This is a genomic window from Neorhodopirellula pilleata (assembly GCF_007859915.1).
Lineage (GTDB): Bacteria > Planctomycetota > Planctomycetia > Pirellulales > Pirellulaceae > Rhodopirellula > Rhodopirellula pilleata.
The window spans coordinates 640,277-653,850 of sequence record NZ_SJPM01000001.1 but is presented as its reverse complement, the minus strand read 5'-3'; the positions used below and the strand labels follow the sequence as shown (position 1 = coordinate 653,850).

Sequence of the window (13,574 nt, the reverse complement as noted above, 5' to 3'; positions counted from 1 at the left end):
TTCCGAGTCGATTCTCATCTTTCGATCCTCGCTTCATTATGCATTTTCCAATCTCCACTACTCATTAATCATTTTGCTCTTCCACCGAATCAGCGTTTCCTAATCAAGTCCGACAAAGCCACCGAGCGAACGATGTCTCTGACGCGGTATTGATGTCGCTTCGCTTCGCCGACTATCGCTTGGACTCCGTCCCGATCATCCACGGTCAGTACGCGACGAAGGGCGTAGGTGCAAAGGTGTTCGATGAAAGCTTGGGCGACCTTCTCGCGGTCGTCGAGTAACAGTTGTTTGAATTGTTCCGAATCGGTGAACGGACGACCGTCGGGCATCACGCCCGACGCATCCACCGGCGGATCTTCACCGATACCCGTTGGGACGTGCTCGCGGGTGCGCCATTGGCCGATCGCGTCGTACTGGTCAAACGCCAATCCGAGCGGATCGATGTTGCGGTGGCAGGCGGCGCAACTTGCGTTCTTAGCATGTGCTTCGATTCGATCGCGGATGGTGATCTTGTTTCCTTGGGGCGGAACGGGTTCGATCGGATCCACGTTGGCCGGAGGTGACGGGGGAGTCCTGTTGAAGATCGCTTCGCTGACCCAAACGCCGCGGTGCACCGGTCGGTGTCGCGTCCCGTCGGAGGTCAACCCGAGCACCGCGCCCATCGTGAGCAGTCCACCTCGATGGTCTTCGGCATTGAACGACACTCGCTGAAAACCGTCCTTCTTCGGCTCGGCCAGTCCGTAGAAATCGCAAAGCCGGGCATTGGCCATCGTCCATTGGGAATCGAGGAAGTCTTCAATCGGCAGGTTATTTGCGAGCATTTCGCGGAAGTACTCGACCGGTTCCTCACGCATGCTCGTCTCGAGCCAGTCGTCGTAGGCGGGATAGAGCTTCTTATCCGGTGGGAACATCCCGACGCGATGCAATTGCAGCCACTGCCGCGAGAAGTCGTCGATGAAACGGTTGATCCGGTCGTCCGACAACATCCGGTCTACTTCCTTCTCCAGACGCTCATCGCTCAGGTTTCCGTCCCTGGCTGCGGAGAACAGAGCGTCATCCGGCATTGAACTCCATAGGAAGTACGACAACCGTGTGGCGAGTTCCCAATCGGTAAGGTGTTGGCGTGCGTCGGGTTCGCCTTCGACGAGATAGATGAAGTTTCTTGATGTCAGCACGCTCTGCAGCATGATTCGAAAAGCATCAGCGGGCTTTTCGCCGGCTCCGCGCTCGACGTGGTAAGTTTCAAGATAGTCCTTCAACTCTTCCATTTTCACCGGCCGCCGCCATGCGTTTTCGGCGAAGCGTCGCAAGTGCTCGGCGACGACCTCAGGAGTCGCGTCGTCTGGTGGCAACACACCATCACGCCGGGATTTTTCATCCTCGGTGACGAGCGGCCCTTCCCATTCGATCCAGTCGAGGATCACCGTCGAGAAGATGCCGTTGCCACTCTCGTCAAACATCTGCGGAGCGTTGGGATTGAGCAGAAGTGTTTCGCTGCTGTGCGTGAAGATGTATCCACCCCGACTAGCGAGCGCGTTGCGGAATGCGGCACCGGCACGTCGGTCCACCACGTCGGTGGCCACCACGGCGAAGTGCAACTGGGTTGGCATTTCGAGAAAGACTTCGAACTCATAAACCTGTGGAGTATCTTCCGATGACGTGATGTCAAATTCAACGAGTCCTTCAACAGTCTCCTCACTGGTTTGCTTGCCGATGCTCAGGTGCGCCGGTTGGCCGCCGGGCGGACGCGTACCGCTGGCCTGCAATCGTAGTTTGTAAAGCCCGCTGTGGCTTGGGCCTGTTTGTCCAAACCAGTTGGACGAAAGTGCTTGTTCGACTCGACCGGGGAAAAGAAGGTAGCGCATCGGCCGCTTGATGCCGAATCGATCCAGCGCCTCCTGCTGTTCCTTGCCGCCTCCGTATCGCAGTTCGGCCGCCGTCTTGCGAACTTTGCGAGCGTCGCTGGACGTGGCGGGGAAGGCGCGGTCGAGCACGATGTCCGCCGCGCGGTAAAAGCGGTCCACATGCGAAGGCGAAAGCGAAAGTTGCGATCCGATGCGTTCGTATCCATGCCACAACGTGTCCTCGTTCAGCTCTCCCGGTTTGGCCGGATCATATCGAACGCCTAACAAATCATAGACCGTGTTTTGATACTCTTTGCGGCTGAGACGGTAATGTGAGACCGCCGGCCGCGCCGCCATCCTCGCTGCTCGCCCTTCCTTCAGCAACGAGTCGAGTTTGGTGACGAACGCTGCGATCTCGTCTTGAGTCGGCTGCGGTTCATCTTTCGGAGGCATCTCGCCGCTGTTGAGCTTATCGAGCGCCTCGGCCCAGTGGTGCGAGTCCACTCCCGCTTTGAAGTCACGCGAAAGCTGGTCGATACGAATGTCACCTTCTTCAGTCTGAGGGCCATGACACCGAAAGCAGTGCTCCGCCAAAAAGCTTTCAAACGGTTCCGCATTGGAAGCGAACGCCGCTCCGGAAAAGAACGCGAACACGATGAAACTCCAAGTCGATTTCAACAGAAATCCATAAGGCCAAGAATGCATCGATCGAGAATTCAGCGGAACTCCACTACTTGAGATTACTAAGTTGCTCATGTCAAAATGTCCTTGATTACGTGTCCATGGACGTCGGTAAGACGTCGATCGATGCCGTCATGCCGGACGGTCAATTGTGTGTGGTCGATGCCGAGCAAGTACAAAATAGTAGCGTGAATATCGTAGACCTGTGTTGGATTGCTTCGATCGAGCGGTTTGTATCCCCACTGATCCGACGCACCATAGGTCACGCCTCCTTTGATCCCGCCACCTGCGAGCCAATTCGTAAAGACATATGGATTGTGGTCGCGTCCCTTGTTTCCCTGTGTGCTTGGCATGCGGCCGAACTCGGTGGTCCACAAGACAATCGTATCCTCAAGCAGGCCGCTTTGCTTTAAGTCTTTCAGCAGGGCTGCGGTGCCAACGGCCATGCCTCGCGCCAGTGGTCCATGATCACGCTGAATATCTTCATGAGAATCCCAGTTGCGTCGGGGAAAACCGTTGTCGTTGCCGGACCAAATTTGGATAAACCGCACTCCCCGTTCAAGCAACCTTCGAGCGATCAAGCACTTCCGCCCAAAGTATTCCGCTTCCTCGGCAGGGTTGATCTCGTCGGGATAGGTCGCACCAAGTCGATCAAGCCCGTACATTTTCATGATATGGTCTGGCTCGCCTGAAATGTCCAAGGCTTCCGGTGCGGATAGCTGCATGCGAGCCGCCAATTCATAGGAACGGATTCGAGCGACGAGCCGAGAATCGTGGTCACGCTGCTGCTGATATCGCCGGTTCATGCGATTGAGCAGCTTGAGTCCGTCGCGGTCGCCTTCTTGGGTAACGTAGTCGGCGTGGGGCATCAGGTCTTCGATCGGATTGTCACGCTGAGGAAAGATCGCGGTCCCTTGCGAACTGGCAGGCAAGAACGCTGATCCCCAGTTCTTGGGTCCGTTGCTTGCATAACCGCGATGGTCGGGCAAGACGACGAAGGTCGGTAGGTCCTCGTTGATCGATCCCAACGCGTAACTGATCCATGAGCCCATGCCGGGAAAGCCGGGGCGTTGGAAGCCGGTTGCCTGCAGATAAGTCGCTTGCGAATGCACGCCGGTTATGCCGACCATGTTATGCACAAACGCAATATCGTCGACACAGCAGCCGAGGGGCTCGACGACCTCGCTGATCATCTTTCCCGACTCGCCCTGCGGCGAAAACTTGAAAGGGGATTTCATCCATGGTCCAAGTCCGTTTTGAAACGCCTCCACGTGTTCACCGAAATCGGATTCTTCTCCGTGATGCTTTTCCAGCATCGGTTTATGATCCCACAGATCGATATGGCTGGCAGCCCCCGCCATGAACAATTGCACGACTGGTTTCGCTTTGGGCGGATGGTGTAAGACTTTCACCACGCCGCCCGATGATGCTTGCGATTCCTCCTGCAGCATCGCCGCCAGTGCGAGGCTACCGAAACCGGCGCCGCCGCTGCTTAGAAAGTCACGTCTGTTTGGCATGGGGTAATTCATAGTTCATCGCAATGATAACTGCTGTAGGAGGGGTTCAGTCCAAAAACAAAAACTCATTGAGGTTAAACAGCATTCGACACATATTGGGTAGGCCATGGGATCGAGCGTAGTCGACGAGTTCTACTTGTTCTGTTTCGCTTGCGGGACGTTGTAGCGTCAACCGCACCGCACGCTGGACCTGAGACTCCAGATCCCCGGCCTCCTGCTCGACGCGTGATGCAAAACGCCTTGACAGCTCCAGGTTGAATGGATTGTTCAGCATCGAGAGAGCTTGCAGTGACGTCAGTGTTTCATTTCGTCGGGGAGTACTTTGCGATGAATCGGCGCAGTCGAGCGTGGTCATCCAGGGATCGGGCTGCGACCGTACGATGAATCGGTAAATGCTGCGTCGGTGCGAAGCTGTGTCGTTAGGATCGAACTTATGATACTCGTAGTGCGGGGAGTGTGCCGTCTTCTCCAGTTCGAACAGATAAAAACCGGGACCGCCCATCTTCGGATCCAACGCACCGCTGACCGCGAGAATCGAGTCTCGGATTTCCTCGGCCGTCGATCGGCTCGCCACAAGTATTGGTTGTCTGCATCGATCGCCGCATTGGCAGTATCGTGCCGGGCTGACTGCTGGTATGTATTGCTGGTGACGATTAGACGGTGCAGCGACTTCATTGATTCACCGGAATCGCGGAACTCGGCCGCCAGCCAGTCCAGCAATTCGGGATGAGTCGGCTTGGCCCCCATCCGTCCGAAGTCATTGGGCGTTTCGACGATTCCGCGGCCGAAATGATACTGCCAAATCCGATTCACGATCGATCGCCATAACAGCGGATGATTTTTGCGAGTCAGCCATTGGGCCAGCGCGGCGCGGCGTTGACTCTCGTCGAGTTCCGTCGCAAGCAAGAAGTCGTCCGATTCGTCAAACGGCAGCACGCAAGGGACTGCGGGCTCGCCGGGTTGTTCAACATTTCCACGATGAAGTACGCGGATCATCCGCGGCTTGCCTGCGGTGGGCATGAAACTGCCCTGCGGCCGGAAGTTGGTCGCTGCCGCGTAAACCATCTTTCCCGTTGGCAGTTTACTGAGCCGGTCCTGTGTCTGGTTAATTTCCTTGCGGATCTCATCGTCGTGCCGAATTCGCTCGGGTGTATTGATCGACGCCATGATCTTGTCGTACTCTTTGGTCGCCGCATCGAGCTGTTGTTGTAGATCCGGATCGCCGCTCTGTGCCCATTCTCCGTCGGTCAGATTTTGTCTCGCCCAACGCACGGGCGCTTCGATCGAATCGACTGATGTGACTTTCGCTCCCAACGCCACATCGGTGCCGTCTGACTTCAGGCCCTGCAACTCGGCCAGGGCCATGATGAAGACGCCTTTGCGATCGGCCAACTTAGTGGCCGTCACACGAATCCTGCGAATCATCTGGTCGGTTGTCGCAACTTCCACCGGCGACAATCCCGGATTCGGAAAATCGGCCGTGGTTTGATCGAAAACCGTTTTCCAATCCCCGCCCGCGGACACTTCGACGCGAAACCGAACAGGGAATCCGAAACCTGCGCCGATGTTTCCGAAATCATCATGGCATGGACGCAGCACGATCCGAGAGACCTCGATCTTTTTCTCAAGATCCACTTCCACCCATTTTTCATCGTCTTGGTTATTGGAGGTCGCCGTGTGATAACCGAACTGCGGCTTCTTGACGACTTTGGTTTTCGCCTGAAACTCTGCAATCTGTTTCTTGAGTTCGGTTAGCCTGGGACCGCCCAACGCGGCGGTTTCCTTGGCAGATTCACTCTCCTGCTTTCGCAACTCTGCCAGGCGAGCCTCCAACTCGTCACGTTGGAGCTGAACGTTTGGATCCAAATCGTAAACACGATCGGCGCGGTCAACGGCGGCAAACAACGATTGCAGTCCGTAGTAATGATCCTGAGTGATCGGATCGAATTTGTGATTGTGGCAGCGAGCACACTGAACGGTCACGCTACAAAACGTATTGAGCGTGTTGGAAACCATGTCATCACGGTCGAGATTTCGAGCCACCTTGCCGTCGATCTTTGTCTCGGGAACTTCCACGTGACCGATGTGGTCCCACGGTCCGGCGGCGATGAAACCGAGTCCGAGGATCCCGTCCGGCTGGCCCGGAAACAAAACGTCTCCGGCAACCTGTTCCTGGACAAAACGCGAATACGGCTTGTCTTCGTTGAACGATCTAATGACGTAGTCACGATAGGGCCATGCGTTGTCTCGCAGTTTGTCCTTGTCATAACCATGCGTGTCGGCATACTTGACGACGTCCAACCAATGACGTGCCCAGCGTTCGCCGTAATGTTTCGATCCAAGCAATCGATCAACCAGTTTTACGTAGGCTTGGGGGTCAGTGTCATTGACGAACTGATCAACTTGTTCTTGAGTCGGCGGAAGTCCGATCAGGTCATAAGTCACTCGGCGAATCAAAGTGCGACGGTCGGCTGGTTCCGACGGCGTCAGTTCTTTTTGATTCAACTTGTCGAGGATGAACTTGTCGATCGAGGACGTCGCCCACCGGTGATCGATTTGGGGAACTGGCGGACGGATCAGCGGTTGGTAAGACCACCAGTTAAAGTCATCGACACGCGGTTCATGAAGCGTCAATCCTTGCGGCCAACTCGCACCCTCATCGATCCACTTTCGGATCAACATAATTTCGTCTGACGTCAGCGGATCGGCATCTTTGGGCATCTCCGCTTTACCGTCGACGGGCGTGATGAGATCAACAAGATGACTCGCTGACGCGTCCCCGGGTTCGATGTATCCGCCCGACATCGCCGCGTCGGCGACTTGCAGAGAGAAATCGCCTTTTGGTTCATTTCCGCTATGACAACTCAAACATCTTCGTTGCAATAGCGGCGATAGATCACGTTGAAAATCGATCGTTCCCTCCTGCGAACTTGCGGCGGAACAAGCCATGACGGCAGCGAGGATCGCGACGATGCCAATGGGAATCCTGATGAACAATCTCATGCCAGCAACTCCTTCATGACTTGCCCATGCACATCCGTGAGACGTCGTTCGATGCCGTTGTGATAGAACGTCAGACGTGTGTGATCGACGCCCAGCAGATGGAGAGCGGTCGCGTGTAAATCGTAGCTGTAGGTAGGATGCTCGACGGCCTTGAAACCGAGTTCATCGGTTGCTCCATAACCGATACCGCCTTTAATCCCGCCGCCGGCAAGCCATGCCGTGAACGCGCCGGCATTGTGGTCTCGGCCTTTTCCACCGTCGCCCTGGGCGGCTGGCTGGCGCCCAAACTCCGTGGTGCAGATGACCAGCGTTTCATCGAGCATTCCCCGTTGTTTCAAGTCTTTGAGAAGCGCCGATGCGCCGGTATCTAGCACGGCACCCCAGTATCCGTGGTCGCGAGTCAGGTCTTCATGGCTGTCCCAGTTTGGTCGAATCTTTTTGGCCGTCGTGTTCTCTGCCCCACAATAGATCTGAACGAAACGCACACCGCGCTGGGCGAGACGTCGTGCTAGTAAACATTGTCGGCCGAAGGGGCCGATCTCCGCATGGTCGATGTTATAGAGTTCTTTCATCGTGGCGGTTTCCTGGCTCAGGTCGGTCACTTCGGGAGCGCTGAGTTGAAGGCGGGCCGCCATTTCAAACGCCTTGATACGGGCGTCGAGTTCACTGTTGCCACGACGACTTTCCCGGTGAAGATGGTTGAGTTTCTGTAGAAAGTCCAATCCAGCCCGATCCGTTGCCGGCGTGACTTCGGGGACATCGTCGGGTGGAAACAGGTCAGCGATGGGTTGTTTGGTATTGGTTGAGTTGAGCGTCGTCGCCTGATGCTCGGCAGGTAAGAAGCCGGCCCCCCAGTTGATGATCCCGCCCGGCGGAAGACCTCGCGGGTCCGGCAAGACCACGAAGGCCGGCAAGTCTTCGGCTTCGCTACCGAGGCCATAGGTCACCCACGACCCCATGCTCGGAAAACCAGGCAAGGTAAAACCGGTATTCATCATGAAGCACGCCGGGCCGTGCAACGCGGTTTTACTGTGCATCGAATAAACGAACGCCATGTCATCGACACAGGTCGCGAGTTTTGGAAACAAGTCGCTCATCCACAATCCGGATTGTCCGTGCTGACGAAATTTCCAGTGACTCCCGCGACAATTGCCGGGCTTGGAGGCAAAGAACTGTAGTTTGCCGTCGGGATCAAACGGAGATCCGTTCCTCTTCTCGAGCTCTGGTTTGTAATCGAAGGTGTCTACTTGACTCATTCCTCCCGGACAGAAAATCTGAATAACGCGTTTCGCCTTCGGGGCATAGTGTAACTGCGCAAGGCTTTCGCTACTCAGCATCGCCGTCAGTGCCAGTCCACCGAGTCCGCCACCCGCAGTCTGTAGAAACCTGCGACGTGTGAGTGCTGTATCGCAATGGAATTGCGGGTTGGTCATGCGAAATGTCCTCTGAGATGAGAAGTGTTCATTCTTGTGAGCCACTCCACGATCACGACTCCACTGCGAGATAAATTAAACGTGATACATCCAGCGTGATCGAGAGAGCTTCAATCGACATAGACAAACTCGTTGGAACTCAAAAGGGAGCGGCATAGCGAGAACAGGCTCTGCTGCTTCACGAAATCCGTTGCAAGACGAGTTTCGCCAGCGGTCGGTTGTCGTCCAAACGCCAAGGCAAAGCCTCGTCGGACCTGATGGTTGATGTCGTCTCCGGCTTCTGACTTGATTCGCTCGGCAAAATATCGCGTTTGCCGGAGCATGAAGTCGTTGTTGTAAAACGCGAGCGATTGCAGAGGCGTCGTGGTCGTGAGTCGTTTCGGCGTCAGGTTCGCCGGGTCCGGGCAATCGAGCGTGGTGAGAAACTGGTCGGGCGTCGTGCGAACGATGTAACGATAAATGCTACGCCGCCAAAGCGCCGGCTTGTCGGCCGTGACATAAGTGTAAATCGGGGCATAGGCGTCCTGATATTCGAAGTCTTCGAAACCGGGGCCTCCACGTTGGAGGTTCAGCTTGCCGCTTACAAACAACACCGCATCGCGAATCGCCTCGGCTTCGATGCGGCGTGGATTCTGTCGCCAAATCAGGCGGTTATCCGCATCGATGCTTGAATGATCACTGTCTTTGGTAACCTGTTGGTAAGCCTCGCTTGTGACGATCAACCGGTGCATGGCTTTGAGTGACCAGTTCCGCTTCGCCAATTCTTCGGCGAGCCAGTCGAGCAATTCAGGATGCGAAGGCCGACCGCCGCCGTATCCAAAATCGCTGGGTGTATCGACGAGTCCGTTGCCGAAATGCCATTGCCACAATCGATTGACGATGACTCGACGGACGAGCGGGTTGTCCGGGTGAGTGATCCAGCGGGCCAGTGCCGCTCGCCGTTTTCCTTCATCGGTTTCCTGTGTTCCTAACTCGGGATCGAGCATCGCCAACGAGGCGAACGCGGCTGGAGACAATGCATCACCACTCGGAGATTCCGGATTGCCGCGAGTTAATAACCGCACTTCCGGAACGGGCTCCTCTCCGACAACTCCATAGAAGTGCGGCGGCGGACCGAGTCGCTCAAGTTCTTCTTCGATTTGCTCACGCTGAGCTTCGATTTCCGCAAGCAGGTTCCCTTCGTCGTCGGTCAGCGGATGCGGCGAAGCCAGCTTCACTCGCGGATCGCCGAATCCGATTTGATCCATGCTGTAGCCGTTGCCGCCGTCGGTCGAAACCAACGTGAGAAAGCGGGCAGAAACGGGTAATTCGATGTCGATTTTCTTTAAACCATCAGCTCGGCTCAGCTTTCGGAATTCGGCGACTTTGCGACCGTCCACAAACACCCAGGCATCGGCATTGTTGTTTCCCTCCGCGCCGAAATAACCAAGTCGGGCGGTGAAACGCAGTGATGGGCTTCCATCACCGTCCTCGTTGTTCTCAAGGCGGCTGGAACCCAACGCTACTTTGCGCATCGCGGCCAGATCAAACGTGATTCCGGCATTGGCGTGTAGTCCCAGCAGGCTGTGTCCTTCTTTGGTGAAGTCGACTCCGTCCAACTCGGGCGAATGCTGACTCGCGACGGGGCCGTTGCGAATCATGTCCCAGGCGTTGCCTGAGGTCGTTGGAAGACCTGTGATCGTGACACCGCTGGAAGCGATGGGAATCTCGGCCTTGCCGTTATCCCCGTCTGGAATGAACACGCCATCGACAAACTCAAACGCCGACGGCGAGAAACGATTCGTCACCACGTTTGCGAGATTTCCAAAGTCTCGAGTTTGCACTTTGCCGTTGCGTGGGTCGATGGCATTGCGAAGCGTACCGGTGCCGAATCCGTTGCCGCCACCCACAATGTCGGCAAGATTCAGACCTTCACCCACAAGCCTCTTTTTCTCGAAATCAAGCTTATTGCGTTGAGCGATTAGTTCCTGTTTCTGTGATTCGTATTGTTTGAAAGCCGCATCACTGACGACCCGGTCGCCGCGCTTGACTCCCGCAAAGACCGCCTGCAACTGGTAGTACTCCCGTTGCGAAATCGGATCGAGCTTGTGATCGTGGCACCTTGCGCAGTTGACGGTCATCGCCATCGTGGCGGTCATGACCTGGGTCGCCATATCGTCCAGATCGAGCGACCTCGCAGAGCGGCGCAGTTCGGGGCTCTTTGTTTCCACCTGTCCGACATAGTCCCATGGACCGGCCGCGAGAAAACCGGTTGCGATCACCGCCTGTTCGTTATCCGGCCAAAGTACGTCGCCAGCGATCTGTTCCTGAAGAAAACGGTCGTACGGCTTGTCTTCATTGAGTGCATCGATCACGTAATCGCGATACCGCCATGCGTTGTCTCGCCTCCGGTCGCGTTCAAAACCGTGTGTGTCGGCGTAATGGGCAATATCCAGCCAATGCCTTGCAAATCGTTCGCCATAATGCGGTGAATCCAGCATCCGATCGACAAGCCTTTCATAAGCATCCGGATCGGTGTCGTCGGAAAACGCCTTGACCGCCTCCGGAGTCGGCGGCAATCCGTGGAGATCGAATGACAAACGTCGAATGAGTGTGCGACGATCCGCTTGTGGACTCGAACTAAGGTTGTGTTCAGCGAGTTTTGCATGAATGAACTCATCAATGCCGTGTCGCTCGCCGGATATCCTTTCGCCCGATTCTTGTGACTCGCTTTTGGCCGTCGACTCAAGGTGAACTTCACGAAGGAGAGGTTGATACGCCCACCACGATTGATCCGCCATTGATTTTTCTTTGACGACGAAGCCGTCGGGCCACTTTGCGCCCTGACGAATCCATTGCCTTAGCACGTCCACCTCCGTGTCGGAGAGCGGCGGTGCCTCTTTCGGCATGGCTGGCCGCTCGCCATCCTGCGGCGTGACCAACTCGATCAGATAACTGTCATCCGGATTTCCTGCAACAACGTAATCGTTCGAACTCAGGTCATCGAACGTTGCCAACGAGATTCCACCTTGGTTGTTCTCGTGTGAATGACAGCGTACGCAATGCTGCTGAAGTATCGGTGAGATCTGCTCACGGAAGTCCACCGGCTCGTTGGCTGCGGTCAACGCGCAAGGCGCAGCGAAGAACCATGCGATACCGAACCCGTACACTCGAAACGTGAGGGGCAGATAGCGAGTATCTGCGATGGCACCAAGGGTGTTCGGTCTGCTCATGGCGTCTCCCTACCTAAACGATCGAGCACAGCCTGCATGTGCTGATGCATCGCCTCAGCAGCGGCATCGGGATCACGTGCCCGAATCGCACGGAGGATCGCCTTGTGTAGTTTTCTGACGTGTGCGTTCTCGCGCTGGGACGGTGTGGTTCGCACCATCTGGATCAGAACAAACTCGTAAATCACCTCGATCATGTTTTGCATCAGCGGATTACCCGCGATGTCAATCAGCCTGCGATGAAAGCGAAAGTCCAGTTCCAATGCTTCTGCATACGGCAAGTTTTGATCGTCAAGTTGCTTCAACATGGCCGTTAACTCAGCGATGTCGTCGTCGGTGGCCCGTTCCGCAGCTTGCCGCGCGGCCTGCACCTCGATCGCTGTCCGAAGCTCGGCATACCCGCGGAGCTCTTGTGGCGAGATCGTTACCGCGGAACGCAACAGTCGCACACAATTGGCCAAACTGGTTCGGTTGCCCACGAACGTGCCGCGACCACGCTGAATATCCACCAGTCCCATGCTCTGCAGCCGGGCCAGCGCCTCTCGCAGCACCGGTCGGCTCACTTTGAGCTGTTGGACTAGTTCGTGCTCACCTGGCAGCCGCTCGCCCGCCGAAAGATTCTGCTCCTTGATGACCAACGCAATCCGTTGGACCACCAAATCCGCCGTCGTCTGTCGCTCAATGGCTTCAATCTGCATGGAAATGTCCTCATCCATCACGTGTCAACATGTCAGACAGGTTAACCAGGCCGCATCCGAGCGTCAAGAATCCATTTTTCACTTCCGCGACGTCGGACCAATCAAACTTGCGACGTTGTGGAATCGGCAGCGGAAGACGAGGGCGGCACGGAATTGATTAATTCGGTTGCCCGTAAACTGAACCCGCTATCTGGTGGCGATATCATACAACCGAGTTCCCGACTCGGGCGTCGATGTTCAAAAACGATACCAACAGGACTTAGCAGGATTGCGGGTAAAATCAGCAGATCGCCGATGATGGCACAAGTGAGTAAGGCGACCATCATCCAAGCAAAACGCGCTGTAGGAATGAAGTCACTGAGCGCGAAGATGGCAAGCCCCGCCCCACAGATCAGAGTTGTTTGAATCATCGCACGCCCGCAATGTTTGTAGGCGCTGTAAACGGCTTCAGTCCGTGTCGCGCCCGCGCTGAGACGCCGGGTAAAGAATGTGAGGAAGTGCAGAGTATCATCCACCGCAATTCCCATCGCAACACTGGCCGTCATGATCGAGCCGATGTCGATCGGATGCTCGATCCAACCGAGAAAACCAAAGAGCGCCAAGGCCGGGACGACATTGGGGATCATCGATAAAACACCAGCGACGAAGCCGGCCTGGACGATGGTCATCAAGACGGCAATGAGCACAAACGCAGTCAAGAAGCTTGCAAACAGGTCATGCAACAATTGGCTTTGGATTTCATGTACTAATGGCATCAAGCCTGAAAGCTGGACCGTGCAGCCTTCATGGAGACTGAAATCGGAGTCGGCTGAAAGTGAAGCCCGCAGATCACGCAATACGTCGCCGTAATTAAGGTTCCCTCGTGCGGTGACATGGGCGGTCAGTCGCCAATGGCTCGCCATGCCACTCACATTGAAATAGCCAGCACCGGAAACCGTCGCGAGGTTATCGTGGAAGCTCGCTGCCAATTCTCCGTCGACAGGAAGATTTGTTTCGGGAAGAAAATCGAGGCAAGAGGTGACTGCGATTACATTGGGTGATTGTTCGAGATTTCGTTCGATGCTGCGAAGCAAAGTGAATTGCTGACCGGCATCCACATTCAAGGAATTGGGAATTGTTACCACCGCCTCGATCGGAACCAGGGGTCCCACATTGCTCTCTAACCAGGAATAGTCGCTCATCAAACGAC

6 protein-coding genes and 1 pseudogene are annotated in these 13,574 nt (G+C 55.8%); all 7 read right to left on the bottom strand.

The features are described 5' to 3' along the window. Nucleotides 1-89: 89 nt before the first annotated feature. Nucleotides 90-2,600, bottom strand: coding sequence for a DUF1592 domain-containing protein (locus Pla100_RS02205; RefSeq protein ID WP_197167645.1), 2,511 nt, complete (start codon nucleotides 2,598-2,600; stop codon nucleotides 90-92). After that, nucleotides 2,597-4,042: a DUF1501 domain-containing protein gene (locus tag Pla100_RS02200; RefSeq protein ID WP_146576022.1), complete on the bottom strand. Its 1,446-nt coding sequence runs from the start codon at nucleotides 4,040-4,042 to the stop codon at nucleotides 2,597-2,599. Before Pla100_RS02200 ends, Pla100_RS02205 begins: the two co-directional genes overlap by 4 nt. A gap of 46 nt (nucleotides 4,043-4,088) precedes the next feature. Continuing rightward, a pseudogene (locus tag Pla100_RS02195) lies at nucleotides 4,089-6,991 on the bottom strand (DUF1553 domain-containing protein). A 50-nt stretch (nucleotides 6,992-7,041) separates the two neighbouring features. After that, nucleotides 7,042-8,478 (bottom strand): DUF1501 domain-containing protein, encoded by a 1,437-nt coding sequence (locus tag Pla100_RS02190; protein WP_146576021.1) that lies wholly within the window; start codon nucleotides 8,476-8,478, stop codon nucleotides 7,042-7,044. 110 nt (nucleotides 8,479-8,588) lie between these two features. Then, nucleotides 8,589-11,690 carry a DUF1553 domain-containing protein gene (locus tag Pla100_RS02185; protein WP_146576020.1) on the bottom strand — a complete coding sequence of 1,034 codons (3,102 nt, stop codon included), beginning with the start codon at nucleotides 11,688-11,690 and terminating at the stop codon, nucleotides 8,589-8,591. Further along, nucleotides 11,687-12,385 (bottom strand): FadR/GntR family transcriptional regulator, encoded by a 699-nt coding sequence (locus tag Pla100_RS02180; RefSeq protein ID WP_197167644.1) that lies wholly within the window; start codon nucleotides 12,383-12,385, stop codon nucleotides 11,687-11,689. Before Pla100_RS02180 ends, Pla100_RS02185 begins: the two co-directional genes overlap by 4 nt. A 101-nt stretch (nucleotides 12,386-12,486) precedes the next feature. Continuing rightward, nucleotides 12,487-13,566, bottom strand: a complete 1,080-nt coding sequence (locus Pla100_RS02175; RefSeq protein ID WP_197167643.1) for an MMPL family transporter — start codon at nucleotides 13,564-13,566, stop codon at nucleotides 12,487-12,489. Nucleotides 13,567-13,574 lie beyond the last annotated feature (8 nt).

Bases quoted from the DNA above. Each gene is read 5' to 3' on its own strand.
- Pla100_RS02205 (WP_197167645.1), bottom strand. From the start codon at position 2,600: ATGAGCAACTTAGTAATCTCAAGTAGTGGAGTTCCGCTGAATTCTCGA.
- Pla100_RS02200 (WP_146576022.1), bottom strand. From the start codon at position 4,042: ATGCCAAACAGACGTGACTTTCTAAGCAGCGGCGGCGCCGGTTTCGGT.
- Pla100_RS02190 (WP_146576021.1), bottom strand. From the start codon at position 8,478: ATGACCAACCCGCAATTCCATTGCGATACAGCACTCACACGTCGCAGG.
- Pla100_RS02185 (WP_146576020.1), bottom strand. From the start codon at position 11,690: ATGAGCAGACCGAACACCCTTGGTGCCATCGCAGATACTCGCTATCTG.
- Pla100_RS02180 (WP_197167644.1), bottom strand. From the start codon at position 12,385: ATGCAGATTGAAGCCATTGAGCGACAGACGACGGCGGATTTGGTGGTC.
- Pla100_RS02175 (WP_197167643.1), bottom strand. From the start codon at position 13,566: ATGAGCGACTATTCCTGGTTAGAGAGCAATGTGGGACCCCTGGTTCCG.